This window comes from Nocardia sp. NBC_00881 (genome assembly GCF_045207455.1).
Lineage (GTDB): Bacteria > Actinomycetota > Actinomycetes > Mycobacteriales > Mycobacteriaceae > Nocardia.
In genome coordinates this window covers 8,337,740-8,362,717 of record NZ_CP108798.1, presented here as the reverse complement: position 1 = coordinate 8,362,717, position 24,978 = coordinate 8,337,740, and the positions used below count along the sequence as shown (strand labels likewise).

The following is a 24,978-nucleotide window of genomic DNA, read 5'->3' as shown; positions in this document are numbered from 1 at the left end:
AGCATCTTCCCTTCGAATGATGTTGCGGCGGTCGACGGCGTTGGCGTCTAGGGACAGCACTGGGCCAGGATCTGTCTGTGCCAGACCTGCTGACGACAGCCAAAGACGCCGCGTCCCGTCAGGCGAGTTCCTCGATTGTGGCGGCCACTTCCGCGCCGGTCAGGGGCTCGCGCGCGATGACAGCGATGGTGTCGTCGCCCGCGATGGTGCCGACGATGTACGGCAGGGCGGCGCGGTCGAGGGCGCTGGCCAGATAGTGGGCGGCGCCGGGCGGGGTGCGCAGGACCGCGATGTTGCCGCTGGAGTCGGTGGAGACCAGCAGGTCGCCGAGCAACTTGGACAACCGGTCGGTGCCACCGGTGACGCCGCGGAAGGGACTGCCGTCCTCGGGCACCACGTAGACGCCCGCACCGCCGTCGGCGGCACGGAGCTTCACTGCCCCCAGTTCGTCCAGATCCCGCGACAACGTCGCCTGGGTGGTGTCGATGCCCTCGGCCGCCAGCAGCGCCGCCAGCTCGGTCTGGCTGCGCACCGCGTGCGCCGAGAGCAGTTCGACGATGCGTGACTGCCGCCCGGCGCGGGTGCGCGCGATGGCCGGGCCGCCTCTGACCTCGGTCACACCGCGCTCCCGTATCGTCGCTCCAGCAGCCAGACCAGCAGCGCCTTCTGCGCGTGCAGCCGGTTCTCCGCCTCGTCCCACACCACGCTGTGCGGGCCGTCCAGCACCTCGTCGGTGACCTCCTCGCCGCGGTGCGCGGGAAGGCAATGCAGCACAACGGCGTCCGGCTGCGCGTGCGCGAGCAGGCCGGCGTTGAGCTGGAACGGCCGGAAGGGGCCGACCCGGTCCAGGCCGTCGTTCTCCTGTCCCATAGAAGTCCAAGTATCGGTGACCAGCGCGTCGGCGCCCTCGGCGGCGGCGGCCGGATCACCGGTCAACGTAATGGTGGCACCGGTGTCGGCGGCCCGCTTGCGCGCGGCCTCCACGATCCAGGGCAGCGGTTCGAAACCGGCAGGCGCGGCGATGGTGACGTTCAGACCCGCCGTGACACCGCCGAGCAGCAGCGAGTGCGCCATGTTGTTGGCGCCGTCGCCGAAGTAGGTGAGGTTTCGGCCGATCAGGTCGCCCTTGTGCTCGGCAAGGGTCTGCAGGTCGGCGAGCACCTGGCACGGATGGAATTCATCGGACAGCGCGTTCACCACCGGGACCGTTGCGCTGGCGGCCATTTCATCCAGCCGGACTTGTTCGAAGGTGCGCCAGACAATCGCGTCGACATAGCGCGACAGCACGCGGCCGGTGTCGCCGAGCGTCTCCTCCCTGCCCAGCTGGGTGTCGCGACCGTCGACGACCACCGCGTGTCCACCGAGCTGGGCGATGCCCATCTCGAAGGAGAACCGGGTGCGGGTGGAGTTCTTCTCGAAGATCACGCCGACGCCGCGCGGACCCTCCAGGGGGCGCCGGGAGAACGGTGCCGTCTTGAGGTCGGCCGCGAGCGCGAGGATTTCGGCCTGCTCGGCCGGGCTGACGTCGTCGTCTCGCAGGAAATGCCGTAAGTATTCAGAAGTCATTGTGCCGCAACCTCTTTCGCGTCCGCTAGTGCGCCGTCCAAGATCCCCGGCAAGTCGGCGACGAAATTGTCGGCTTGGGTCTCGGTGAGCACCAGCGGCGGAGCGAGCCGGATCACGTCGGGCTTGGCCGGGTTCACCAGGTATCCCGCCGCCCGCGCCCGCGCCTCGACCTGCGCAGACAGGTCCTCGGTGAGCACGATGCCGAGCAGCAGACCCGCCCCGCGCACCCGGTCGATCAGCGGGTGCTCCAGCAGTTCGATGCCGTCGCTGAGCCGCTTGCCGACGGACTGCACATGCGACAGCAGATCGGTGTCGTCGATCGTGCGCAGCACCGCGAGGGCAGCCGCCGCGCACACGGGGTTGCCGCCGAAGGTGGTGCCGTGCAGGCCAGGCGTGAGCAGTTCGGCCGCCTGGCCGTTGGCCAGCACCGCACCGATCGGGAGCCCCCCACCGAGGCCCTTGGCCAGGGTGATCACGTCCGGCACGATGCCGACGGCTTGGTGCGCGTAGAACGTCCCGGTCCGGCCGATGCCGGTCTGCACCTCGTCGAGCACCAGCAGCGCTCCGTTGCGCGCGGTGATCTCGCGCGCCGTGGCCAAGTAGTCGAACGGCGGAACCACCACGCCGCTCTCCCCCATCATCGGCTCGAGGAACACCGCGGCGGTGTCCTCGTCGACCACGGCGTCCAGCGCCGCGGCGTCACCGTAGGGCACGTGCACGACGCCCGCGGGCATCGGCTCGAACGGCGTCCGCTTGGACGGTTGCCCGGTGAGAGCCAGCGCCCCCATGGTGCGGCCGTGGAACGCCTCATCGCAGGCGATGATCTTGCGCCGCCCGGTCAATCGCGCGATCTTGAACGCCGCCTCGACAGCCTCGGTGCCGGAGTTGCAGAAGAATGCCCGGCCCTCGCCGTCGCCGAAGTGCGCGAGCAACCGCTCGGCCAGCTCGATGACCGGCTCGCTGGCATACAGATTCGAGACGTGCCCGAGCGTGCCGAGTTGCTGGGTGACCGCCTCCAGGATCGCCGGGTGCGCGTGGCCGAGGCTGTTGACCGCGATGCCGCCGAGGAAATCGAGGTAGCGGTTCCCGTCCGCGTCGTAGACCACTGCGCCCGCGCCGCGCACCAGCGCGACCTTGGGGGTGCCGTAGTTGTTCATCAGCGCGGCGGACCACCGCTTCCGCAGTTCAGCTGTCGTCATTGTTTCGTTCCGTCCAGTGGCCGCGACCCGTTCGGGATGAGCGGGGCGGGCGTCACCATCGTTCCGATTCCTTCTCCGGTGAACAGTTCCAGCAGCACGGCGTGCGGGACGCGACCGTCGATCACATGGGCGGTCGGCACCCCTGCTTGCACGGCGCGCAGGCAGGCTTCCATCTTGGGCACCATGCCCGTATCCAGGCTGGGGAGCAACTCCGTCAGCTCGGCGGTGTCGATGCGCGTCGCGAGCGACGACCGGTCCGGCCAGTTCGTGTACAGGCCCTCGACATCGGTGAGCACCACCAGCTTCTCCGCCCCGATACCCTCGGCGAGCGCGGCGGCGGCGGTGTCGGCGTTGATGTTGTGCACCACGCCGTCGGCGTCCGGCGCGATCGTCGACACCACCGGGATGCGGCCCGCGCCGATCAGGTCGAGCACGGCATCCGGGTTCACCGCGGTAACGTCACCGACCAAGCCGATGTCGGTCGGCTCGCCGTCCACATCAACGGTGCGGCGGGTCGCGGTGAACAGCCCCGCGTCCTCACCGGAGGTCCCGACCGCGTACGGGCCGTGCGCGTTGATCAACCCGACCAGTTCGCGGCCTACCTGACCGAACAGCACCATCCGCACCACGTCCATCACCTCGGGGGTGGTCACACGGAAGCCCCCGCGGAATTCCCCTTGCATGCCGAGCTTCTTCAGCATCGCGCTGATCTGCGGGCCGCCTCCGTGCACCACCACCGGGTGCACACCGACCGTGCGCAGGAAAGCCATGTCGGCGGCGAAGGCCCGCTTGAGTTCCTCGTCGACCATGGCGTTGCCGCCGTACTTCACCACGACGATCTTGTCCCGAAACCTCTGCAGCCACGGCAACGCGTCGGCAAGGATGTGCGCCTTGTCCAGCGCCGAGAGCGTGTGCAACACCTGACTGGTCATGAGCTGTAGGCCGAGTTCTCTTCGACGTAGCCGTGCGAGAGGTCCGTGGTGCGGATGGTCGCGCGGGCGGCACCGACATTCAGCTCGATCAGCACCTCGATGTCGGCGCCGGACAGGTCCACCTCGCGGGCGCCCGGCGCACCGACGCCGTCGAGGCACACCGGGTTCCCGTTGAACGACACCGAGATCCGGTTCGGGTCGAGCGTGACCGGCGCCATGCCGACCGCGGCGAGCACCCGGCCCCAGTTCGGGTCGGAGCCGAACAGCGCCGTCTTGACCAGGCTGTCGCGGGCGACGGTCCGCGCCGCGGCCACCGCCTCGTGCTCGCTGACCGCGCCCGCGACGGTGACCAGCACCCGTTTGGTGACGCCCTCGGCGTCGGCCATCAGTTGGGCGGCCAAGTCGTCGCAGACCGCGAGTACGGCGGCATCGAGCTCCTCCTGGCTCGGGGTGACCTCGCTGGCGCCGTTGGCCAGCAACAGCACGGTGTCATTGGTGGAGCAGGAGCCGTCCACGTCGAGCCGGTCGAAGGTGCGCTCGGTGGCGTTGCGCAGGGCCTGGTCGAGCTGGTCGGCGGTGACCGCGGCGTCGGTGGTCAGCACCACCAGCATCGTCGCCAGCGCGGGGGCCAGCATGCCCGCCCCTTTGGCCATGCCGCCGACGTTCCATTTGTCGCGATGGTGGTAGGCCGCCTCTTTGGGCACGGTGTCGGTGGTCATGATCGCGTACGCGGCGTCCGAACCACCGGAGAGGCCACCGCCCATCTCGTGCACGATCTCGGTGACGGCGGGAATCAGCTTGTCCATCGGCAGCCGGTCGCCGATGAGTCCGGTCGAGCAGACGGCGATTTCACCCGCGCCGGTCTCGGTACCCCAATTGCTCAGCGCGGCGGCGAGTTCCTCGGCGGTTCGGTGCGTGTCCTGGAATCCGGCGGGCCCGGTGCAGGCGTTGGCGCCGCCGGAGTTCAGGATCACCGCGCGCAACCGCTTGCCGGTCAGCACCTGCTGCGACCACAGCACCGGAGCCGCCTTCACCTTGTTGCTGGTGAACACGCCGGCGGCCGCGTATTCGGGGCCTTCGTTGAGCACCAGCGCCAGATCCGGCTTGCCGCTGGCCTTGATGCCCGCGGCGATGCCCGCCGCGCGGAAGCCGAGCGGCGCCGTGACGCCTTGGTTGCGCACCAGCTTGCCGCCCGCGTTCTCGGTCGATGTCCCAGCGGTTGTCGTCACGGTGCCACTCCTACGGTGGAAAGTCCTGCGGTCTCGTCGAATCCGACGGCCAAGTTCATCGATTGCACCGCGGCACCCGCGGTGCCCTTGGTCAAGTTGTCGATCGCGCCGATCACGACCAGCAGGCCCGCGTCGACGTCCACCGCCACCTGCAGCGTGACGGCGTTGGAACCGAGCACCGAACCGGTTTGCGGCAGTACGCCTTCCGGCAGCATGTGCACGAAAGGCTCGTCGGCATAAGCTTTTTCGTAGACGGCGCGCGCCTGCGCAGCGTCGACACGGGTGGGTGCGGTGCAGGTGGCGAGGATGCCGCGCGGCATCGGTGCGAGCACCGGGGTGAACGATACGGCGACATCCGTGCCACCCGCTGCCGTCAGGTTCTGCGCGATCTCCGGCGTGTGCCGGTGCGCGCCCGCGATGCCGTAGGCCCGCACCGAGCCCATCACCTCGGTGCCGAGCAGCGCCACGTCCAGCTTGCGGCCCGCACCGGAGGTGCCGCTGACCGCGACCACGTGCACGGCGGGCTCGACGATGCCCGCCGCCACGGCGGGGGCCAGCGCGAGGCTGGCCACGGTCGGGTAGCACCCTGGGACCGCGATCCGGTGCGCGCCGCGCAGCTTGTCCCGGCCGCCGGGCAGCTCGGGCAGACCGTAGGGCCAGCTGCCCGCGTGCGGGCTGCCGTAGTACTTTTCCCACGCTTCCGGGTCGGTGAGGCGGAAATCGGCACCGCAGTCGATGATCACCGTCGACTCGGGCAGCTTCTCGGCGATGGCCGCGGACTGCCCGTGCGGCAGGCCGAGAAAGACCACGTCATGTCCGGCCAGCTCGTCCGCCGTGGTCGGCGCGAGTATCCGTTCGGCAAGCGGCAGCAGATGCGGCTGCAACTCCCCCAGCGTAGCTCCTGCGTTCGATCCCGCGGTCAGCGCCCCGATGGCGAGGCGCCCGGCTCGGTAGGCCGGATGCCCGAGAAGCAGGCGCAGCACTTCGCCGCCCGCGTATCCGCTCGCACCAGCCACCGCGACCCGCACGACAGGCTGGTGAGGCATATCCGAGGAATCAACCATGTGATGATTATGCATGACTATGCAATCTCATTCACAGACCGGGGTCCGTCCTGGTCGGCCACGCGCCCGTGATACCCGGCCCGAAGTTACCCAAACAGTCCGCCACGGAGCACCGGACGACGCGAGGAGCATGCACCCGAGCACTTCCGCGGTGCAGTACCCGCCGCGGGAGGTGCACCGGATACCGGCTTACCGTCGCGCCGGATACCGCGCCGCGGTAGGCCAATGTCGGCGCTGGTCGGGTCGGCGAGCAACATGGCCAGGCCCGCCAGATGGGCTCCTCTGGTCGGCACCACACCATGATTGTTCGCGGTTGTTTCGGCGGGCGCCGAAACAACCGCGAGATAGCGTCGCGGGATGGACCGGATATGCCCAGTAATGTCGATGACCAGAACCCAGACCTTCCATGCGCTGCACCACCGCGCCGAGCCGCTGGTCCTGCCCAATGCCTGGGACTTCGGGTCGGCGGCACTGCTCGCGGCCGAAGGTTTTCCGGCGATCGGCACCACCAGCCTCGGAGTCGCCGCGGCGGCGGGGCTCGCCGACGGCGCCGGGGTCACCGGCGAGGAAACCCTCGCGTTGGCGCGACGGCTCGCCAGGCTGCCGGTGCCGGTGACCGTCGACATCGAGGGTGGGTTCAGCGATTGTCCGGCCACCGTCGCCGAATACGTCGGACGGCTGGCCGAATTCGGTATCGCCGGAGTGAACCTGGAGGACGGCCGGGCGGACACCGCGCTGGCCGGACCAGAGCATCAAGCCGAGCTGATCTCCGCGATCAAGGCACGTTCGCCGGAGCTGTTCGTCAACGCCCGCGTCGACACCTACTGGTTGAACCTCGAGCACGGTGCCACCCTCGCCCGCGCCGAGCGGTACACCGCCGCCGGCGCCGACGGCATCTTCGTCCCCGGCTTGACCGATCCGGACGACATCGGCCGGATCGTCACAGCGATACCCGTGCCCGTCAACATTCTCTACTCGACGACTGGGCCGTCGATCGCGACGCTCGCCGAGCTCGGTGTTCGCCGGATCAGTACCGGCTCGCTGCTGTACCGCGCTGCCCTGGCGGCAGCTGTCGACGTCGCGCGCGCCGTACGCGACAGTACGCCAGTCACCACCGGGGTTCCGAGCTACCGGGAGATTCGCACGATCACCCACCCCGACTCGTGAGACACCAGCCGGACGGCCAGCGACAACACGGTGTGGACGTGCGATGGGCCCGAAACGGCGTTGAAGCTGGTGAAAGAGCTGACACCGATGACGCCATCCCCGCCCGGACGCGCCGATACCCCGGTGGCACATGCTGCGGTGGCCGCCGGAATCGACACCGTGCCTCAGTGCTTGCGCACCACGCGCTCACCCTCGCCGGGCTTCCAGATGGTGATGTCGAGGTGGTCGTCGACGACTTCCACCGTCGAGGCGCCGGTGAGATCGGCGACGTAGAAGTGGTCGAACTCCTCGCCCCGGATGTCGAATCCGCTGTCGTCGAAGAGTTTCTGGGCGAAACGGGCGTGCACTTCCTTGTCCGGAAGCTCGACGACGGTGCCGAAGAGCTTGGCGTCACCGTCGGACACATTCGTGTCGACGGTGGCGGTGTGCAGGCAGAACCGCGGATCACGGGCCAGATCACGGAACTTGGTAGTCCCAGGCATACCGGCGATCACGAGCATCCCCTCGAAGACCCTCGGCTCGATCGGACTGATCCGCGGGAAACCGTCGGAACGGAGGGTGCCGAGCATGCAGAGATTGCCCGCGGCTCGGTGCCTGCGGGTGAAGATTTCGGCGACGCGGGGGGCTTCTTCGACGAATGCGCTCCAAGTGGTCATGGCGAGGACAGTACGACGTGTTCTTGACATCGCCTGTCACGTTTTCCGGCTAGTCTCGCGGCATGCGGGCGAGTCGACTGGTGCAGCTGCTGTTATTGCTGCAAACGCGGGGCCGCACCACCGCGCCGGAACTGGCCAAGGAACTGGAAGTGTCGGTGCGCACCGTCTACCGCGACGTCGAGGCACTCTCGGCGGCGGGCGTGCCGGTGTACAGCGAGCCGGGCCGCGGGGGCGGCGTGCAACTGGTGGACGGCTACCGGACCCGGCTGACCGGACTCACCACAGAGGAGGCCGACGCGGTGCTGCTGGCCGGATTACCCAGTGCCGCAGCTGACCTCGGGCTCGGCACCGTGCTGGCCACCGCGCAACTGAAGGTGCTCGCCGCATTGCCACCCGAACTGCGTGGGCGCGCGACGCGCATCGCCGAGCGCGTGCACGTCGACGCACCGGGCTGGTTCCACCGCCCCGACGAGACGCCGACGCTCGCCACGGTCGCCGACGCGCTCTGGCACGACCGCAGGCTGCACGTCCGCTACGGCCGCAAGGACAAGGTTGTCGAACGCCACCTCGACCCGCTCGGCCTGGTCTTGAAGGCGGGCACCTGGTACCTCGTCGCACGCGGCGGGTCGGCGGTCCGCTCCTACCGGGTGGGCCGGATTCTCGCCGCCGAACCGACCGTCGAGAACTTCGTCCGTCCCGCGGACTTCGATCTGCGGGCGCACTGGTCCGACGCGGCCGACGATTTCGCACACTCGATGCTGCGCGTCCGCGCGCGCTGCCGGATCGCGGCCACGCACCTGCGGCTGCTGCGGCTGATGAACGATCCGGTCGCGGTCGCGGAGGCGATGGCTTCGGCGGGCCCGCCCGATGCCGAAGGGTGGGTGGAGGTGGTCGTGCCCTCGGAGTCCTACGAGGTGCTCGCGCACGGCATTCTGCCGCTCGGTGAATTCCTCGAGGTCCTCGAACCGGCCGAACTGCGCGCATGGTTCGCGGCCACGGCCGCCGCCATGCACGCGCGCTACTCGCGCGCGTAGACCGACGCCGCCCTGGAGAGCACCCGGGGCGGCGGCGCGAACACCCGAGCGGTCAGCGCAGCGACCGGAAGAATTCCCGCACGTCCCCGGTCAGCAGATCCGGCGCTTCCATCGCCGCGAAATGCCCGCCACGGTCGAATTCGGTCCACCGCACGATGTTGTGCTCGTTCTCGGCCAGCTTGCGGATGGACATGCTGCCGGGGAAGATCGCCGCCGCGGTCGGCACGCCGGACTTCTGCAGCGGCGCGCCCCACGCCGCGGACTCGCTGTAGAGCCGAAGCGAGGAGGCGAAGGTCCCGGTGAACCAGTAGAGGCTGATATTGGTCAGTAGCGCGTCCCGGCCCACCGCGTCTTCCGGCAGTTCGATGGCCGGATTCGTGTACTGCCGGAACAGGTCGATGATCCAGGACAGCAGCCCCGCAGGCGAGTCGTGCACGCCGATCGCCAGCGTCTGCGGTCGCGTGGATTGCACCATCGCGTAGTCGTAGCGGGAATAACTCTCCGGGCCGGTCAGCGCGGCCAGCTTCGCTTGATCCTCGGGGCTGTACTCGGATTCGCCACCGCCCCAGGACGGATCGCCCGCGGTCGTGGATTCGTCCGCGTCACCCCAGGATTCGGCGTCGCCGCTGTCCCATCCCGGCATGGTGATCGGTCCGTTCAGGTGGATCCCGGCGAGGTGCTGGCCCGCGATGTGGCCCAGCCGGCTCGCGACGAAGAAGCCCGCGTCACCACCATGCACGCCGTAGCGGTCATAACCGAGTCGCGCCATGAGTTTTGCGACCACCTCCGCGAACTGCTCGGTCGCGCCTGCCCCGACCGCGGTTGCCACGTCCGAGAATGCGAACCCGGGCAGCGAAGGGATCACCAGGTGGAAGGCGTCGGCCGGGTCGGCACCGTGCGCGCGCGGATCGCTCAGCGGCCCGATCACGTCCAGGAACTCGACGAACGAGGCCGGCCAGCCGTGATTGAGCAACAGCGGCAGCGCGCCCGGCTCCGGCGAACGGACATGCAGGAAATGCACCTGCTGCCCGTCGATCTCGGTGACGAACTGCGGCAGCTCGTTCAGCCGGGATTCCGTCGCGCGCCAATCGAATTCGGTGTGCCAATATTCGGCGAGCGGCCGCAGATACGACACGCGCATGCCTTTGTCCCAGCCGACGCCGGGCAGGTCGTCCGGCCACAGCGTGTTCGCGAGCCGGTGGTGCAGATCGTCGATCCGGTCCTGCGGGATGTCGATGTGGAAGGGGCGGATGTCGTGTTCGGTGCTCATGGCGACCACGCTAGGAAGCGCTTAGGACAGTTTCGTTCCTAACTTACTGGCATTCTGGACGCCATGCTGGAATCCTCGGCGCGATTGCTCAAACTACTGGCCCTGCTACAGGCCAATCGCGACTGGACCGGGGCCGAACTGGCCGAACGGCTCGGCGTCACCGGACGCACGGTGCGTCGCGATATCGACCGGCTGCGCGAACTCGGCTACCCGGTGCACGCCACCCGCGGCGCCGCGGGCTATCGGCTCGGCGCGGGCGCCGCACTGCCGCCGCTGCTGCTCGACGACGACGAGGCGGTCGCGGTGGTGGTCGGCCTGCGCAGCGCCTCCGGCGGCACCGTGACCGGCATCGAGGAGGCATCGCTGCGGGCCCTGACGAAATTGGAACAGGTGCTTCCGCCACGGTTGCGTCACCGAGTCCGCACGCTGCGCGGCGCCACCCTGCGCGTCGCCGCCCCCGGCGCGACCGTACCGCCGGACACGCTGATGGCCATCGCCGAGGCGTGTGATCGACACGAACGCCTGCGGTTCGACTACCGCGCGCACAGCGGAGTGTCGAGCGTCCGCTCGGTCGAGCCGCACACCCTGGTGCATTTCAGCAGGCACTGGTACCTGGTCGCCTGGGATGTGGACCGCGCCGACTGGCGTACCTTCCGCGCCGACCGGATCACGCCACGAATTCCCACCGGACCTCGGTTCTCGCCGCGCGATCCACCGGAAGGTGGTGTGGTCGCGTATCTTTCGATGCGATTGTCCGCCCGCTCGTGGCCCTATCAGGCGACGGTGCTGCTGCACAGCTCCGCCGAGGACGCCGCAGACAGCGTATGGCCCGGCATGGGTGTCGTGGAGGCCGTCGACGACCGCAGCTGCCGACTGCACGTCGGCGGCGAGTCACCCGAGGGGCTGGTCTGGATGATCACCTCGGTCGACATCGATTTCACCTTGCTGACCGGTCCACCGGAACTGGTCGGCGCGATCCGCGCCCAGGCCGTCCGCTGCGACCGTGCGGTGCGCGACTTCCCCGCACCGTAATTCCGCGGCGCCCGACCTCCGCCGAGCCGGCAGGAACCTCGCCCCGGACAACTCCACCGACGCCAGCCGCGAGTCCTGAACCGTGTGCCATCGAGCTGTCCACCGGTCGGACGGCCTTCGCCGACCTTCCACGGACAGCTGAGCGTCAGTGTGCATCGACACGCACCTCCTCGACCGGGGTCGCGGTGCGCCGACGACGACCGGCCAGCACGACAGCCACCGCGGCAAGCATGAAGGCGCTGCTGCACCACAGCGCCGTCGTGGGGTGATCGGTGTGGTCGACGACGACACCGGCAGCGGCGGGGCCGAGGACGGCGCCGATGTTGAAGGCCGTGGTCGCCAGTGCCCCCGAGATACGCGAGGCGGTTGGCGCAGCGGTCTGCATAATCGTTGCGATCAGGGTCGACCCGACACCGAAGGCGACCGCGCCCGCGACCGCCGCCATGATCGACACGCCGGCCAGTGTGTGTGCGGTCAGAGCGGCAACCAGCCAAACGCCGACGAGCACCACCGTTCCGACAGTGACGATCCGCCTGCGGTAGCGGTCGATGTAGCGGCCGCTGAGAGTCACACCGACGAACGAACCGACGCCGAACAATGCGAGCACAACCGGAACCCCACCGCCACTCGCCTCGGGAATACCGCCGGTGATCGTGCCCAGATAGGTGAACCCGGCGAACGTCGCCGCGTTGACCAGCACACCGACGAGGACGGCACCACGGACCGGCCGTCTGACCACCACGGCCCACTCTCGCCACATCGACGGCCCCTGCGTGTCCAGGCGGTCACGGTCGCGCGCGTCGTCACGAGGAACCATCGCCCACACCGGCACGAGCGCCGCTGCGCTGACGATGGCAACGGCCCAGAACGCCGAACGCCATCCCCAGACCTGTCCGAGCAATGTCCCGGCAGGCACACCGGCAATGCAGGCAACCGTCACCCCGGACACAACCACAGAGGTGGCACGTCCGACCACGGCGGGGCCGACCAGCCGCGGCAGAGCCGCCAACACTGTCGCCAAGAATCCAGCGTTGGCGACCGCCGCGACGACCCGGGTCGCCAGCAGCGCCGCGAAATCCGTGGCAACAGCACCGACGACATGAGCGACACAGAACAACGCCAAAAACGCTGCTACGGAATACCTGACCGGCGACCGGACCGTCGCCATCGCCATCACCGGCGCCCCGAGCACCATGCCGGCCGCGAACAGTGACGTCAGCAACCCCGCGGCACCGGGCGAGACCCCGACGTCGGCAGCGATCTGCCGCAGCAACCCCGACACCATGAACTCAGACGTGCCCTGCGCGAAGACCGCGACAGCCAGCACGAACACCACAACGGGCATAGAAAGACAACTCCCCGGATACGAGGGGTACCACGCATACGACGCGGCACCCGAGATCGTCGCAGAATCGGGCGAACCATCACCCGACGGCAAGAAACCACCATCGCCCGGCGTTGCGAAATACCCACCTGTCATCAGTCGCTCAACGACCGACAGGCCTCGCACTCACAACGCCGTCCAGCACACAGGCTGGACGGCTACCGTCTGGACGACTCCGGAGAATTCACGCCCACACCATAACAATCCGCCCACGTCCAGCCAACGCAATAACTACGACAGCATGACCCGCAACAGCTGGCTGCAGGCCCAATTCCACACCAGCGCAAGTGATTCCAGTGGCACCGAGGCAGAAAGTACGTGGCCAGGGTGGTGCGATCGCGACGGCGGGCGCGAACAAAGCTGCGCCACCGCGCCGATGCGTCGCGACCGGGTCGCGATCATCTGGATGCGCGGCCTGCGTTCACGGCCATAGCGGGTCGAGTCGTCGCCTTCGGCCGCCACCGCCCTGCTCGACAGGGGCGAGCCGTCATGACCCGCACAGCACCACGGATGCAGTGTCGAGCAACATCGCCGTAGCGCACATCACTACCGATGTAGTATCAACAGGTGCCCATGAAGCGCGAACTCCTCTTGGACGCGGCAATCGACCTGCTGGGGTCGCAAGGCACGCGCGCGCTCACCCACCGCGCCGTCGACAAGGCCGCCGCAATGCCGAGCGGGTCGGCTTCCAATTACTTCCGCACTCGCGAGGCGCTGCTGATCGGCATCGCCGAGCGGCTCGAGGAACGCGACTACGCGGACTGGGAGGCACTGAACCGGATACCAGCGCCGCGCACGATCACCGAACTCATCGACGCCATGACAGGCTTCGTCGTCCACGCGGTAGCGGCCGATCGCACCAGGACACTGGCCAGATACGCTCTTCTCCTGGAAGCGCAGACGATGCCCGCACTGCAGGAAACCGTGCGACGCGAGCACCCTCGGCTGGCCGAATGGGCGGCGACCCTGCTGGCGAACGTCGGCGCCGAGCGAGCGGCGGCGAAGATCCTCGTCGACTACCTCGATGGCACGATCCTGCACCAGGTGATCAGCCCCATGCCGGAGTTCGACCCGCACGGCGCGTTGAACCGGTTGGTACGCGCACTGGTCGGCGGCGCGCTCAACTGAAGAGCGCGAACAGACTCGCGGCCTCCGCGAGCGCTCGCCGGTGCCGTCGATGATGTCGACAGCACCGAACAGCAAGTCGGTGATGGGTTTCGGCTCATCAGAAGAAGGTGTGCAGGAGGTCGATGACGCGCGGCGTCGGTGCGTCGGCGTCGTCGATCACGGGAATGAGCCGCCATTTGTCGAAGGCGGTGCACGGATGGGACAGGCCGAGGCGCACGACCGTACCGATCGGCAGTTCCGTCGCGTCACCACCGGGCAGGCGCAGGAAGGTGTGCTGGTCGTTGAGCGCCGACACGGTGGCGCCCGGGTCCAATGGAGTGCCTTCCGGTCCCGCAATCCGCTGCGGGACCGGAAGCCCTTCATCGAAGGGAAGATCACGCTTCCCCGCGTCCAGCAGGGCGAGCCCGGGCTCCGGGCGCGAGAGCGTCCGCGCCCAGCCGTGCATCGCCGAGCGCAGCGGCTTCTCGCTCCGCGGCGCCGCCAAGGGTGAAATGCCCTCGTAAAAGCCGTCGTCGTGGATGAGATAGGCCCCGGACCGCAGGACGACCGTGGTCGAGACACCCGGTGCGGCCCGCTCGTCGGCGAGCAGGGCCAGGCGTTCCACGACCAAGTCCGGGTAGGCGCTGCCCCCCGCGGTGACGATCGCTGGGCCGCGATACAGCCCGGCGGCGTCGATCTCGCGGTGCAGTCGCGCGAGTTCGTCCAGGTAGTCGCGCACCGCGTGGATGCCATTCGGGGTGCGGTCGTGCGCGAGCGCGCCCTCATAACCGCCCACCCCGGCCAGCGACAGTCGCGCCGCCGCATCGATCGCCTCCGCCACGGCGAGTGCCTGGTCGACGGTGCGCGCGCCGGTACGGCCTTGCGGTCCACCGAGTTCCACCAGCACACGGACCCGCTCCGCACCTGGAGCGGTGCTCAGATGCTCCTGCATCAGCGCGACCGTTTCGACGCTGTCTGCCCAGCAGACGAACTCGAACGACGGATCGTTCGCCGATTCCGCCGCCACCCAGTGCAATCCGACCGGATCGACCAACGCGTTGGCCAGCAGCACCCGCGCGACGCCGAAGGATCGCGCGACCTGTGTCTGCCAGATGGTAGCCAGGGTGATCCCCCACGACCCGGCGGCCAGCTGTTCGGCCCACAACTGTGGGGCCATCGTGGTCTTGCCGTGCGGCGCCAACCGCATGCCCGCCGCGCTCACCCAGTCGGCCATTACCGCGACGTTCGCCGAGACGGCCGCCCGGTCGACGGTCAGGATCGGGGTCTCCAGCTGGTCGAGGGTCGGGGCGGTCGCCAAGAATTCGCGCACGGTGTGCCCCCAGGACGCGGGCGGCATGCCCTTGTGCTCGGGCCCGATCGTGCGGTCCCCGAGTGCTGCTACGACTGCTTGGTCGATCGACACGGCATTCCTTCCCGGCCAGCCCGGTCCACATACCCGGTAGCTATTGCCGTATGCGCAACGCTTGTTGCATATAGTTTTTGGTTTAATTGTTCTGCAGCCCTGAGAAACCCGTCGAGATCGACGCCGTCGCCATCGTCACCCCCTGATCGCCGGTGTGCTCGGGCGGGGACTTCCGTGCCGAACGTATCCCGTTCAGCCGGAGTTGCGCAGGGCGGTGGCCAGGCCGTTCATGGTCAGCAGGATTCCGCGCCGCACAAGTTCCGAGTCGTCACCGGCCCGGAGGCGGCGCAACAGTTCCACCTGCATCTGGTTGAGCGGTTCCAGGTAGGGGAAGCGGTTGTGGATGGACTCGGCGAGCGAGGGATTGTCGGCGAGCAGGTGGTCGTTGCCGGTGATCGCGGCGTGCATGCGGATGGTGCGGGCGTGCTCGTCGCGGATCATGCCGAAGATCTGCTCCCGCAACGCCACGTCGTCGACCAGTTCGGCGTAGCGGGCGGCGATATCGAGGTCGCTCTTGGCCATCACCTGGGCCAGGTTGGACAGCACCGTACGGAAGAACGGCCAGCGACGGTAGAGATCGGCCAGGGTCGCCAGGCGCTCCGGATCGCCGCCGATCCACTGCTCCAGCGCCGTCCCGGTGCCGTACCAGCCGGGCAGCATCACCCGAGCCTGACTCCAGGACATCACCCACGGGATGGCGCGCAGGTCGGCGACCGAGTTCGTCGGCTTGCGCGAGGCGGGCCTGCTGCCGATGTTCAGGTCGCCGACCTCGGCGACCGGCGTGGACTGGCGAAAGTACTCGACGAACCCCGGGGTGTCGTGCACCAGGTGGGCATACGCCGCGCGGGCGCGCTCCGCCAGGTCGTCCATGATGTCGTAGGACGGCTCCGCGTCCGGGCCGAGGCCCTCCACGTCGAGCAACGTCGACTCCAAGGTGCCCGCGATCAGCGACTCGAGATTACGGTGCGCCGCACCGGGTTCCGCGTACTTCGCCGCGATCACCTCGCCCTGTTCGGTGAGCCGCAGCGAGCCGCGCACCGCGCCTGCGGGCTGGGCGAGAAGGGCGTCGTAGCTGCGGCCGCCGCCCCGGCCCACGGTGCCACCGCGACCGTGGAAGAGCCGCAACCGGATTCCGGTCTTGCGGGCGACCTCCACTAGATCCAGCTCCGCCCGATACAGCGCCCAGTTGGCGGCCAGATATCCACCGTCCTTGTTGGAGTCGGAGTAGCCGAGCATCACCTCTTGGCGCATCCCCTGTGCCGTCACCAGCTCGCGATAGACCGGCACGTCCAATGCCGCGGCCAGGGTCGCGGCACCGGCGCCCAGGTCCTCGATGGTCTCGAACAGCGGCACGATGCCCACCGCGCAGCTCGGCTGCCCGTCCGGCTCGCCGGGATCGAGCAGCCCGCCCTCCTTCAGCAGCAGCGCGGCCTCGAGCAGGTCGCTGACCGAGGTGCACATGCTGATCACGTAGCTGGGCACCGCCTCGGCGCCGAGGACCGCCACGACATCCCGTGCGGCGCGGACGATGTCGAGTTCCTTGACGGCGAGCTCGCTCAGCCGCGCATGCGGGCCGAGCAGCGGGCGGCGGGTGCGCAGCTCGGCAGCGAGCAGCTGCACCCGCTGCGCCTCGGACAAGCTCGCGTAGTCCGGGTGTACGCCCGCCCAGGCCAGCAGCTCGGTGACCACCTGCTCGTGCACTTCGGAATTCTGTCGCATGTCCAGACCCTGCAGGTGGAAGCCGAACGTCTCCACCGCGTGGCGCAGCCGCGCGAGACGGTCGTCGGCGAGCAGGTCGTCGCCGCTGCCGCGCAGCGACGCGTCCACCGCGTCGAGATCGTCGAGGACCGCTTGCGGTGTCGGATAGGGCCGCGCGCCGACGTCGAGGCCACCCGGCGGAACCTCCCCGAGCGCGGCCTCGGCGGTGGCGGTCACACGGCCGCGAATATGGTGCAGTGCACGGCGATACGGTTCGTCGGCGTGCGTGGCCGGATCGCGGTAACCGGTCGCGGCGAGGGCGGCCACCTCGGGCGTCACCGCGACGAGACGGGCCGAGAGCGACAGCGATTTCTCCAGCTCGACCAGCTCGTGCAGATAGCGCCCGAAGGCGACCGCCGCGGCCCGGTACGCCGCCTGACGCACGACATCGGCGTTCACATAAGGGTTTCCGTCGCGGTCGCCGCCGATCCATGAGCCGGGACGCAGAATCGGGCGGCGCAGCAGCTCGACTCCCGGCCAGCGCGAGCGCAAGGCTGCGCGCACTTCGGCGTTGATCGCCGGAATCACGTCGAACAGGGTGATGTCGTAGTAGCGCAGGCCCACCGAGATCTCGTCCTGGATCCGCAAGCGCGCCAACCTGATCAGCGCGGTGTGCCACAGGCTCAGCACCTGGCGGCGGATTTGCTGTTCGAAATCGGCGCGCTCCCGTTCGGTCTCGCTATAGCGCTGGCGCAGACGCATCAGCTCGGTGATCCGGGTCTGCACGTCGAAAACCGTGCGACGGCGGGTCTCGGTCGGGTGCGCGGTGATCACCGGCGACACCAGCGCATCGGCCAGCAGATCGGCGACCCGGTCGCCGTCCAGCGCGGCCGCGTCCAGTTTGCGGTAGGTCGCCGCCAGCGACGAATCCTGCGGTGGCTCCCCGGCCGTCTCGTGCGCGGCGCGGCGACGATCGCGCTGGATGTCCTCCGCCAAGTTGGCCAGCAGCACGAAATAGCTGAACGCGCGAATGAGCGGCAGGGCCACCACGATGTCGACACCGTCGAGCATCTCCGCGACGGCGCTGCGTCCGACCTCCTCGCGCCGCACCCGGAACGCCTCGATACGCACCCGCTCGATCAGGTCGAAGACCTCAGGGCCCTCGTGATCGCGGATGGTGTCACCGAGCACGCCACCGAGAAACCGGATGTCGTCGCGCAGCGGCCGGGTGGCGTCCTGTTGCGTCTCGATCGTCGATTCGCCCATGTTCAGACAGTATTGTCCTTCGGCCGGCGACGGTATGCGACGCGGCACACACCGCGGCGGCGCTGAGCACACTGCGCTGGCGAACATGCAGGCCAGGGCTACAGCGGTGGCATCCGAGCCGGTCGGCGGCGGAGGCGGACAGGTGGCGGCCGCACAACCCAGCGTGCGACTCGAACCCATTTCCGACCAGGGACCGACCACACCGTGAGCCGATAGAGCACGGACGGTTATCGGTCGCGTGATAATCCGCGCGTACGGTCGTGTCCCTGTCCGGCGCCACCACGCCCAACGCTCGGTGCATGTCCGAGTGGCTGTCTCACTGCCGCTTGCGGGTGGGTTGCCTTGCGGGAATCGAACCCGGACCTTTTCAGTACACAGCACGATGGCTACTACGAGCTAGCCAAGACTGTCAACGGAGGCGAAGAAAGGGTGGTTTACCTGACGCTATCACGATTCCCGACTACCCAGAGCGATCGCAAGCACGTTCGATCGCCAGGACGTTGGACGAATTAGTTGTGACAAAGTTGGAAGCCGCAGCAGGCTCCTTCCGACGTGTCTCAGTCGAACACGCCGACCGATTCGCCAGGCTAGCAAGCTTCACGCTATCGCCAGCAACGCGCCGAGAGGGCTCATCTCGTTCCAAGAAGTAGCGTCGAGAAGAAACGGAGCAGCGATCAGTAGGCCGACAAGTACTAAAAACCACCCCGCAAAAACGCCACGCTTCGAGCACAAACCTCGGTACGATGCCATATTGCTATGGCTGGCGTTGCCAGCTCCGACTACCACATCCACGCCGCATATAGGAGAGCTGAGTGCGAGCATCGGATTTTAGGCAAGCTTGCACTGGAATCCCGGGGGGAGCAATAATTATGAGAGTCGAGTCGAATAAGTGAAAGCATTTGAACTGGGCAGGGAGAACCTGAACAAGCTCATCGCGGATACCATCGAATTCGATGGAAACGAAGCGACGACTCGATTCCGGATCATTGATCGCCTACTCGGAGATGTCCTGAGATGGCCACCTGAATCTATCGAGTGCGAGAAGCATATCGATGGTGACTACCTCGACTACGTACTCGGAAACCCCGATAAGCAAATAGTAGTCGAGGCGAAGCGCACTTCCAAAACCTTCGAAGCACCCGCAGGGCTCGATAGCGGCCGAATCAACCTCGGCACTCTACGCAACTATTCTAAAAGCAACGCCGCCTCAATTGACCAGGTGCTCCGCTATTGCCAGAGCGCAGGAATAGGTGTCGCTCTACTGTCGAACGGTAACCAGTACGTCGGCTTTCTCGGTAGCCGCTCGGATGGAAAGAAGCCGGTCGATGGGTCTGCATACTATTATGCCTGCCTTGCAGACGTCGCCGAAAAATTTGCCGAATTCTGGGATTTCTTCTCCAGAGACGGAATCAGTCGAAAGAGAATATTCTCGGCTCTGATGGTCGATAAGGAACTAACACCTCCACCGGCTCCACTCTCGAAGAGAATAGTCGGATATCCCGGATACCGCATTGGGACCGAGATGGAAATTGATCTTCGCATACTTGGCGATCTCTTCATTCATGACGTCATGAGAGAGGAGGGTATCACCGATGAATTCTTAAGAGAATGCTACTGCTCAAGCGGAGCACTTTCACAGTACGCTGCGGTGAGCAAGGAAATTTTAAAGACACGGTACATGCGACTTAAGCGAGCAGGTGAACACCGAGAGCGTTGCCAATAAAAAAGGCGCAAATCCTCGCATAAAAGACGACATACTTTCGAGCGCTCTAACTAGGCGGCCGGTTATCCTACTTGGCGACGTAGGGGTAGGAAAGAGTATATTTCTTAAGCACCTCTTTCGAATTGAGGCGCGTAGCATGCTCACACGCACCACGGTCTTCTATATCGACTTCCTCAAGCATTCCGGACTAATCGAAGATGTACCAGATCACATAGTTGATGGAATCACAGAGAAACTGCAAGAAGAGAATGGGGTCGATATCTTCGAAAGCGCCTTTGTTCGAGAAGTATACAACAGCGAAATTAACCGATTCAAACGCGGAATTTACGGTGCTCTTGAGCAAGAGGATCCGGCTGAGTTCCGGAAACACGAGCTTCGAATGCTTGCAGGCTACGTGGACAACGCTTACGAACACGCCCAAAGGTCGCTTAAATTCCTACAATCGTCACGACAGCTAAGCTTCGTCATCGCACTTGACAACGTGGATCAGCACGAAGCTACCTTCCAAGAGAGAATATTTGTTGTAGGACAGGCGATTGCAGAGACTTGGCCGTGCACGGTGTTCATGGCGCTACGCCCGGATACCTTCCATGAATCTCGAAAGACAGGCACACTTGCTGCATACCAACCTCGTGTCTTCACCGTATCTCCGCCACGAAGCGATAATGTCGTCACTAAACGACTTGAGTTCGCACGGAAAGAGTTGGTCGAGTATGGAAGAATGCCAGGTTTTCCGGCCGGTCTAACGCTGGACTCAGAGAGCCTGCTGATTTATATAGATGTACTGCTCGATGCATTCGAATCCAATCGGCAGCTCATCGAACTCGTCGACAACTTGAGCTCCGGCAATACTCGCCGAGCACTCGATTTCATCTCGACCTTTGTAGGTAGCGGCTATGTTCAGACTTCAAGAATATTGCAGGCCCACAAGAACGGCAACTCATATGTAGTGCCGCTCCATGAGTTCATACGGGCAATACTTAATGGTGACCACAAATATTACGACCCTAACACATCTCATGTCCCCAATATTTTTTCTGTCGGGTCCAGCGAAGGCAAAGAACACTTTCTCTTAGCAATGGCGCTGGCAGAGATTGAAACCGCAGGAGATGGCAAACCCGGCGGCTTTACGGACCTCGGTACCGTCTATTCTAAATTGCAGAGACTCGAATTTATCGCTGAGCAAATCGATCACCACCTGGAGCGGGCACGGCGGTTTGGCCTTACCGAGGAAAACGACCACGGAGAATCCGGCAAGCTCATCCGAGTCACTCCTGCTGGCGCATATCTGTACAAGGTTCTAGTCAGCAATTTCTCCTACATCGATGCGATTGTCGTAGACACACCAATTTTGGATATCAACTTCCGCACGCAGATACGCGACGTGCACGATATTAGCGATCGAATCTCTCGCGCAGAGGTTTTTATCTCTTATTTGCATGAAATGTGGAAATTTGCCGAGGAGACGATAGCATTCGATTGGCGCCTGCTCTCGACTGCTTGGGATAAATCGTTAAGCGACGTTAAGAGAGGTGCCACCCGCGCAGCCGAGAGACGTCGGAACCAACATTGAGATTGCGTTAAGGTGCGCAACTTTGGAGCGTATTATTGATGACATCTCACGAATGCAGTGCCTGGACCTCAAGTGACGCATGCTGGGCGAACGCGCGTATACGTCGCGAGCTTCGGCGGTCGGCCAATGCGCTCGGAAGCACGACGGCGGCCGAACGTCCGGTCGCCGTAATCAACCGGAACCACACCAGCACCACCACTGATAAGTGTCGGTGAAAAATATCCGAAAGAGTTTCACAAGGAGCACTACGGAAGCGCGGTTCAGCCATGGCAGCGCGAAGTTGGAGTTACCATTGCGCAATGACGGTGGGTTGCTACGCGGATATGCCGCTACAAGATGAGTTGGGCATTCACAAGTGCGGGGCGGTATTCATGCTTCGGCAGAGACCCGTTCAGGACGCAGTTGTCCAGCTCGGGGGTTGGTCGGTAGAAATCAAGCATGAAGTGCGCGCAGTCGCAGTACATGGCGGTGCTCGCAGTAGGGGATTTTCCGAAGCCTTCTCGGTTGTGCTTGAGGCGGCTAACAATGGTCTGGACTTCATGTCTTTTCGAGGTTTAGCGGACGTTGCCATTCGAGATGCAACCGACGACTGTCTAGTTTGGTGGCCAGAGAACGGGGCGGTCGTTCTGCGTGCTAATGTGATCCACACTATGACTTCGCACCATTCCGCGAGAGTGGTCGTTCATGACGCGGACGGAAACGTAGTACCGAGTTCGCCTCCCACTCCGCTACAGCGAGATGCCTTTCGGTTCATTCGGATGTCAAGGACTTCTGAGTATTTGCATGACGCGTACCGGAATATGTTTCTTGCGCTTGAGTCCGTTATCAGCGAGATCCATCCGCACGCGAGTGGGCGTGAGGCAGCTTGGTTTAAAGACGCTCTCAGTGAGGCTGATAGACTGGAGCCGGTCTCATCGCTCGCGCCCCCCGGAGTATCTGACGCGATCGACTGGATATACAACAATATGTACAGCGATGAGCGCTCAGGTCTTATGCATGCCAAGGCGGGGAGACAATATCTTCTCCCCCAGGAGACTGCCAGCCGTGCGTCAATGCAAGAGTCATTAGGGCGGTTATCGACCTACGTTCTATGACTGCTTGAGAAGCGTTTAACTATTAGGCATATGTCGAGCGGATTCGTTCAAGGCGGCTGGGAGTCCTTTATGAAAAAGGCGCTACCTATTCACCGGATCGCAATTTCCGACGATAAGACACCATTTAACGATGAAGACATACCGTTCGCTCCTGGTGGTGGACACATCATAGAACTTCCACAGGGGCCGGTTGCGCGGGAAAATGAGCCGATGGTTATGAGTGTCACGGGCTCGTGTGAAAGAGATGCATTTAGCCAACTCGATGGGATTTATCGTATTGGAGCGATGGGACCGGAGAAAGAAATGCTGTTGACATCTCCACTATTCGGTCCAGTCCAAGTTGGCGGGGGTGTGGGGCGGTTCGAAGTAAAGCTTGGAATGCGCAACATCAACAGCACTGGACCACGGACACACTTTCCGGCGTAAGGATGACTCCGTCGACCTTGCGTCACCCGCCGGTGCTGGGTGGCAAGCCCCGCAGGGGTGCGGCAGGTCGTATGCCGGATAGTACACGTCGGTAGCCGCCGACGGTTTGTGTGGGTTGTGCGTAGCGGTTCGGTGTCCCCCTTTCCTGGTCCTGCACCGGGGTGCCCGCCCGGGAGCGGCGCGCTTTGCGCGCCGCTCTTGATTCTGTAGACGGAAATTCGGCAAGTGCTCGCACTTGGGGGTAATTGGGGTTTGTTGGAGTTCCATGAATGGAGTTCTATTATAAAACTTTTGGAGGTTGGTTGAAGGTTTCCTAGTTCTCTCTCCCAGTAGGAGGTGCCAACTTCTATCCCTGCACTGCAAAGGAATCATCAGAACTTCCCGCACCATCAACCCGCAAATACCTCCTGCACCGCTGCCGCACAACCCGCGTGCGACCCGAACCCCGACCTGAGGCCAACCAGGCGGTGAGCCGATCGAGCACAGACGGTTATCGGTCGCGGGATACTCCGCGCGTGCGGTCGTGTCCTTGTCCGGTGCCGCCACGGTCAACGCTGGGTGCATGCCTAGGTGTCTGTCGCACTGCTGCTTGTGGGTGGGTTGCCTGCCCCAGCCACAGGAGTCTTTCCACCTCGGATAGACGCCCTTTTTCGTCCAGTTCCGTGAATGCCGCATTCCGCGCCTGGTCCTGGGCCTTGGCGGCCTCAAGTTCTTTCTCAGCTGCCGCGCGTGCTTCGGCTGCCGCGCGCTCGGCGCTGTTGGCATCGGCCGTGTCTCGGGCCGCCTGCTCCCCGTTGTGGGCGGCGTCCCATTGCGCGTACTGAGTGGGCATCGCGAATTCCTGCGCCACCCGTTCGGTGACCTCACGTTCGATCCGTACACGCTCGGTTTCCGGCGTTTGACGTGCTTGCCTGGCTCGCTCGGCTTCTTCTCGGGCCCGTCGGGAGCGTTCGGCTAGCTGTGGGGCTTCCTCCCGGCCGCGCGTGGCGGCCTCTCGGAACTGTTGCACCTTCCGGAATTTCTCGGCTCGCTCTTGTGCCCGCACAATCTGGCGTATCTTCGCCAGCCGTTCACGGGCACGCTGGGCGCGATCCAACTCATACACCCGAACCAATTCGAGTTGCTGCGATGCCAGCGACTGACCGAGCCGTATAGCGCGAAGTGCATCGGCGCGGGAAACTATCTCGTGGTGAAACCGGCCCGGAAAATCCCGCGCCATTGCCTGCAATTCGGCGGCCACAGACCGGGGGATATTCTCACCGGCCACCGTTTCCCAACGGGATTGGGTCAGCTGACCGGACTCAAGTCCTGCACGCTCTTTGAATAATTGCTCGCGCGTGTCCCGCTCATTGACCCGGCCCGATTTACGTTCTATGCCTCGGGTTCCCCGACCTTCAGTGCGGGCGTTATCCAGCACGCGAGGGCCCTTACTGGTTTCTATTCTGAATTGTCGCACCCAGCCTTTTTCGGGAGTTTCCCCCCGCTCGCGCGCTCTCCCTAGTTCGAAGTACAGACCTTTTTCGTAGTTGGTCAGCCGCCGCCGGATGACGTCGTATTCGTCGGGCATTGCAGCGCCCACCCCCGTTTACTGAGTTCTATGTACCCTTGCGTATGTCGCGGGCAGCAGACGTGATCACGTAATCTGCCATACCGGGGCCATCGTCTTCAAGAAACAAATAGTCCGTCATCGAGACCATGCTTCGGACTTCCTGACCGTTGCCGTCGTGCACTGCCGGACTGAAATCGGTGTACAGCGGAGAACCGCTCCATTCGAGGCGGTTGGTCCATTCCATCCCAGCGCGTCGAACAAAGCATTCACCATAGAACCGAACAAACTGATCCGCAGCGTCCCGATTTTCGGGCGAAAGAAATCCTTTTCGGTCGCCGAAGAGTTCCTTTACTGCTTCCAAAATTCGCATCGTCAGCGGTGACGTCCACCAGGCGTCCGAATATCCAGCAATGCCCGGAACCGTGCTGGACAAGAATTTCCGTATCCGCGATTCCATGCGTTCGGGCGCAACCCAATCCAAGAAGGCTTGGGTCTTGTCATCGAATTCGATATCGAAACCGATCTGTTCGTCGTCCACTGGCCGGGCCTTCCCCTCGTGCTGACTGTCTGGTATCGCGGTTCGAGC

20 protein-coding genes are annotated in these 24,978 nt (G+C 65.1%); 7 read left to right on the top strand and 13 right to left on the bottom strand.

All coding sequences use genetic code 11. The annotated features are described in order from the left end of the window. Positions 1 to 118 precede the first annotated feature (118 nt). From OH799_RS35610 to argC, 6 genes are read right to left on the bottom strand one after another with little or no spacing between them, the layout of a single operon-like run. Entirely contained in the window at positions 119 to 619 is a 501-nt protein-coding gene (locus OH799_RS35610; RefSeq protein ID WP_406273739.1) for an arginine repressor, read from the bottom strand. Beyond that, a complete protein-coding gene (gene argF / locus OH799_RS35605) occupies positions 616 to 1,566 on the bottom strand; it encodes an ornithine carbamoyltransferase (RefSeq protein WP_406273736.1) in 951 nt (316 codons plus the stop codon). The genes OH799_RS35610 and argF overlap by 4 nt, the downstream gene beginning before the upstream one ends. After that, entirely contained in the window at positions 1,563 to 2,765 is a 1,203-nt protein-coding gene (locus OH799_RS35600; protein ID WP_406273733.1) for an acetylornithine transaminase, read from the bottom strand. The genes argF and OH799_RS35600 overlap by 4 nt, the downstream gene beginning before the upstream one ends. Then, on the bottom strand, positions 2,762 to 3,697 hold the full coding sequence (gene argB, locus OH799_RS35595) for an acetylglutamate kinase (protein ID WP_406273731.1): 936 nt from the start codon (positions 3,695 to 3,697) through the stop codon (positions 2,762 to 2,764). The genes OH799_RS35600 and argB overlap by 4 nt, the downstream gene beginning before the upstream one ends. Continuing rightward, positions 3,694 to 4,926 (bottom strand): bifunctional glutamate N-acetyltransferase/amino-acid acetyltransferase ArgJ, encoded by a 1,233-nt coding sequence (gene argJ, locus OH799_RS35590; RefSeq protein ID WP_406273728.1) that lies wholly within the window; start codon positions 4,924 to 4,926, stop codon positions 3,694 to 3,696. Before argJ ends, argB begins: the two co-directional genes overlap by 4 nt. Further along, positions 4,923 to 5,990 carry an N-acetyl-gamma-glutamyl-phosphate reductase gene (gene argC, locus OH799_RS35585; RefSeq protein WP_406273725.1) on the bottom strand — a complete coding sequence of 356 codons (1,068 nt, stop codon included), beginning with the start codon at positions 5,988 to 5,990 and terminating at the stop codon, positions 4,923 to 4,925. Before argC ends, argJ begins: the two co-directional genes overlap by 4 nt. 384 nt (positions 5,991 to 6,374) lie before the next feature. Between argC and OH799_RS35580 the strand changes: the two genes are divergently transcribed. Then, the gene (locus OH799_RS35580; RefSeq protein WP_406273722.1) at positions 6,375 to 7,157 is read left to right on the top strand and encodes an isocitrate lyase/phosphoenolpyruvate mutase family protein; all 783 of its coding nucleotides are present in this window, start codon (positions 6,375 to 6,377) and stop codon (positions 7,155 to 7,157) included. Between the two features lie 164 nt (positions 7,158 to 7,321). Here OH799_RS35580 and OH799_RS35575 read toward each other — a convergent pair whose 3' ends face one another. Continuing rightward, positions 7,322 to 7,813, bottom strand: coding sequence for a pyridoxamine 5'-phosphate oxidase family protein (locus tag OH799_RS35575; protein WP_406273719.1), 492 nt, complete (start codon positions 7,811 to 7,813; stop codon positions 7,322 to 7,324). Between the two features lie 62 nt (positions 7,814 to 7,875). Between OH799_RS35575 and OH799_RS35570 the strand changes: the two genes are divergently transcribed. Then, positions 7,876 to 8,847, top strand: a complete 972-nt coding sequence (locus OH799_RS35570; protein WP_406273716.1) for a helix-turn-helix transcriptional regulator — start codon at positions 7,876 to 7,878, stop codon at positions 8,845 to 8,847. Between the two features lie 52 nt (positions 8,848 to 8,899). Here OH799_RS35570 and OH799_RS35565 read toward each other — a convergent pair whose 3' ends face one another. Then, positions 8,900 to 10,117, bottom strand: a complete 1,218-nt coding sequence (locus tag OH799_RS35565) for an epoxide hydrolase family protein (RefSeq protein WP_406273714.1) — start codon at positions 10,115 to 10,117, stop codon at positions 8,900 to 8,902. A 63-nt stretch (positions 10,118 to 10,180) separates the two neighbouring features. Between OH799_RS35565 and OH799_RS35560 the strand changes: the two genes are divergently transcribed. After that, positions 10,181 to 11,149 carry a helix-turn-helix transcriptional regulator gene (locus OH799_RS35560; RefSeq protein WP_406273711.1) on the top strand — a complete coding sequence of 323 codons (969 nt, stop codon included), beginning with the start codon at positions 10,181 to 10,183 and terminating at the stop codon, positions 11,147 to 11,149. A 145-nt stretch (positions 11,150 to 11,294) separates the two neighbouring features. On the opposite strand, the gene OH799_RS35555 is transcribed toward OH799_RS35560, so the two are convergent. Beyond that, positions 11,295 to 12,494 (bottom strand): Cmx/CmrA family chloramphenicol efflux MFS transporter, encoded by a 1,200-nt coding sequence (locus OH799_RS35555; protein WP_406273709.1) that lies wholly within the window; start codon positions 12,492 to 12,494, stop codon positions 11,295 to 11,297. A 612-nt stretch (positions 12,495 to 13,106) separates the two neighbouring features. On the opposite strand from OH799_RS35555, the gene OH799_RS35550 reads away from it, so the two are divergent. Continuing rightward, positions 13,107 to 13,661, top strand: coding sequence for a TetR/AcrR family transcriptional regulator (locus OH799_RS35550; protein ID WP_406282911.1), 555 nt, complete (start codon positions 13,107 to 13,109; stop codon positions 13,659 to 13,661). Between the two features lie 97 nt (positions 13,662 to 13,758). Here the strand turns inward: OH799_RS35550 and OH799_RS35545 are convergent, their stop codons facing one another. Together OH799_RS35545 and ppc are read right to left on the bottom strand one after the other, a co-directional pair. Next, positions 13,759 to 15,063 carry an amino acid deaminase gene (locus tag OH799_RS35545; RefSeq protein WP_406273706.1) on the bottom strand — a complete coding sequence of 435 codons (1,305 nt, stop codon included), beginning with the start codon at positions 15,061 to 15,063 and terminating at the stop codon, positions 13,759 to 13,761. 192 nt (positions 15,064 to 15,255) lie between these two features. Continuing rightward, on the bottom strand, positions 15,256 to 18,027 hold the full coding sequence (gene ppc / locus OH799_RS35540) for a phosphoenolpyruvate carboxylase (protein WP_406273703.1): 2,772 nt from the start codon (positions 18,025 to 18,027) through the stop codon (positions 15,256 to 15,258). An 889-nt stretch (positions 18,028 to 18,916) separates the two neighbouring features. On the opposite strand from ppc, the gene OH799_RS35535 reads away from it, so the two are divergent. The 3 genes from OH799_RS35535 to OH799_RS35525 all read left to right on the top strand — a co-directional run bounded on the left by OH799_RS35535 (position 18,917) and on the right by OH799_RS35525 (position 22,843). Further along, the gene (locus OH799_RS35535; RefSeq protein WP_406273700.1) at positions 18,917 to 19,750 is read left to right on the top strand and encodes a hypothetical protein; all 834 of its coding nucleotides are present in this window, start codon (positions 18,917 to 18,919) and stop codon (positions 19,748 to 19,750) included. A 136-nt stretch (positions 19,751 to 19,886) separates the two neighbouring features. Further along, on the top strand, positions 19,887 to 21,323 hold the full coding sequence (locus tag OH799_RS35530; protein ID WP_406273697.1) for a hypothetical protein: 1,437 nt from the start codon (positions 19,887 to 19,889) through the stop codon (positions 21,321 to 21,323). Between the two features lie 1,124 nt (positions 21,324 to 22,447). After that, positions 22,448 to 22,843, top strand: coding sequence for a hypothetical protein (locus tag OH799_RS35525; protein ID WP_406273695.1), 396 nt, complete (start codon positions 22,448 to 22,450; stop codon positions 22,841 to 22,843). 490 nt (positions 22,844 to 23,333) lie between these two features. Here OH799_RS35525 and OH799_RS35520 read toward each other — a convergent pair whose 3' ends face one another. Further along, positions 23,334 to 24,410, bottom strand: coding sequence for a hypothetical protein (locus OH799_RS35520; RefSeq protein ID WP_406273692.1), 1,077 nt, complete (start codon positions 24,408 to 24,410; stop codon positions 23,334 to 23,336). Between the two features lie 28 nt (positions 24,411 to 24,438). Continuing rightward, positions 24,439 to 24,930, bottom strand: a complete 492-nt coding sequence (locus OH799_RS35515) for a hypothetical protein (RefSeq protein ID WP_406273690.1) — start codon at positions 24,928 to 24,930, stop codon at positions 24,439 to 24,441. Positions 24,931 to 24,978: the final 48 nt, after the last annotated feature.

Excerpts from the sequence above, each read along its gene's own strand:
- argC (WP_406273725.1), bottom strand. The coding sequence starts at position 5,990 with ATGGTTGATTCCTCGGATATGCCTCACCAGCCTGTCGTGCGGGTCGCG.
- OH799_RS35555 (WP_406273709.1), bottom strand. The coding sequence starts at position 12,494 with ATGCCCGTTGTGGTGTTCGTGCTGGCTGTCGCGGTCTTCGCGCAGGGC.
- argF (WP_406273736.1), bottom strand. The coding sequence starts at position 1,566 with ATGACTTCTGAATACTTACGGCATTTCCTGCGAGACGACGACGTCAGC.
- OH799_RS35570 (WP_406273716.1), top strand. The coding sequence starts at position 7,876 with ATGCGGGCGAGTCGACTGGTGCAGCTGCTGTTATTGCTGCAAACGCGG.
- OH799_RS35530 (WP_406273697.1), top strand. The coding sequence starts at position 19,887 with ATGCTCACACGCACCACGGTCTTCTATATCGACTTCCTCAAGCATTCC.
- OH799_RS35565 (WP_406273714.1), bottom strand. The coding sequence starts at position 10,117 with ATGAGCACCGAACACGACATCCGCCCCTTCCACATCGACATCCCGCAG.
- OH799_RS35525 (WP_406273695.1), top strand. The coding sequence starts at position 22,448 with ATGTCGAGCGGATTCGTTCAAGGCGGCTGGGAGTCCTTTATGAAAAAG.
- OH799_RS35550 (WP_406282911.1), top strand. The coding sequence starts at position 13,107 with ATGAAGCGCGAACTCCTCTTGGACGCGGCAATCGACCTGCTGGGGTCG.
- OH799_RS35520 (WP_406273692.1), bottom strand. The coding sequence starts at position 24,410 with ATGCCCGACGAATACGACGTCATCCGGCGGCGGCTGACCAACTACGAA.
- argB (WP_406273731.1), bottom strand. The coding sequence starts at position 3,697 with ATGACCAGTCAGGTGTTGCACACGCTCTCGGCGCTGGACAAGGCGCAC.
- OH799_RS35600 (WP_406273733.1), bottom strand. The coding sequence starts at position 2,765 with ATGACGACAGCTGAACTGCGGAAGCGGTGGTCCGCCGCGCTGATGAAC.
- ppc (WP_406273703.1), bottom strand. The coding sequence starts at position 18,027 with ATGGGCGAATCGACGATCGAGACGCAACAGGACGCCACCCGGCCGCTG.
- OH799_RS35580 (WP_406273722.1), top strand. The coding sequence starts at position 6,375 with ATGACCAGAACCCAGACCTTCCATGCGCTGCACCACCGCGCCGAGCCG.
- OH799_RS35560 (WP_406273711.1), top strand. The coding sequence starts at position 10,181 with ATGCTGGAATCCTCGGCGCGATTGCTCAAACTACTGGCCCTGCTACAG.
- OH799_RS35575 (WP_406273719.1), bottom strand. The coding sequence starts at position 7,813 with ATGACCACTTGGAGCGCATTCGTCGAAGAAGCCCCCCGCGTCGCCGAA.